General features: G+C 51.6%; 1 rRNA gene. It reads right to left on the bottom strand.

Annotated features, from left to right (window positions below):
• A 23S ribosomal RNA gene (locus H3U49_RS09765) occupies positions 1-1,030 on the bottom strand; the annotation flags it as partial.

Raw genomic sequence — 1,030 nt, 5'->3', positions numbered from 1 at the left:
TCCATCGACTACGCCTTTCGGCCTTGCCTTAGGTCCCGACTTACCCTGGGCGGACGAGCCTGCCCCAGGAAACCTTAGTCTTTCGGCGGATAGGATTCTCACCTATCTTGCGCTACTCATACCGGCATTCTCACTTCTAAACGCTCCACTTATCTTCACAGTTAAGCTTCGCCGCATTTAGAACGCTCTCCTACCACGTGCATTACTGCACATCCACAGTTTCGGTACTATGCTTAGCCCCGGTAAATTTTCGGCGCAGCGTCACTCGACTAGTGAGCTATTACGCACTCTTTTAATGATGGCTGCTTCTGAGCCAACATCCTAGTTGTCTACGCAACTCCACATCCTTTTCCACTTAGCATAGATTTGGGGACCTTAACTGGTGATCTGGGCTGTTTCCCTTTCGACTACGGATCTTATCACTCGCAGTCTGACTCCAGTGCCCCGATCTCTGGAATTCGCAGTTTATCTGAATTCAGTAACCCCTGACGGGCCCTTCGTCCAAACAGTGCTCTACCTCCATGATCGTCCTGGCACCAGGCTAGCCCTAAAGCTATTTCGGAGAGAACCAGCTATCTCCAAGTTCGTTTGGAATTTCACCGCTACCCACAACTCATCCCCGCAATTTTTAACTTACGTGGGTTCGGTCCTCCAGTGCGCTTTACCGCACCTTCAACCTGGTCATGGGTAGGTCACTTGGTTTCGGGTCTACGTCAGCTAACTGCTGCGCCCTCTTCAGACTCGCTTTCGCTCCGGCTCCGTCTTTTCTGACTTAACCTCGCTAGCTAACGTAACTCGCCGGTTCATTCTACAAAAGGCACGCCATCACCCTTTAATGGGCTTTGACTATTTGTAGGCACACGGTTTCAGGTTCTCTTTCACTCCCCTCCCGGGGTTCTTTTCACCTTTCCCTCACGGTACTGGTTCACTATCGGTCACAATGTAGTATTTAGCCTTGCGAGATGGTCCTCGCTGCTTCAATCGGGATTCCTCGTGTCCCGACCTACTCAGGATCCTGCTCAGCGCGCTC

This window comes from Lactobacillus sp. W8174, from assembly GCF_016100975.1.
GTDB classification, from domain to species: domain Bacteria; phylum Bacillota; class Bacilli; order Lactobacillales; family Lactobacillaceae; genus Lactobacillus; species Lactobacillus juensis.
Note: the sequence above shows the minus strand (reverse complement) of the source record. Positions and strands in the feature narration are given on the sequence as shown.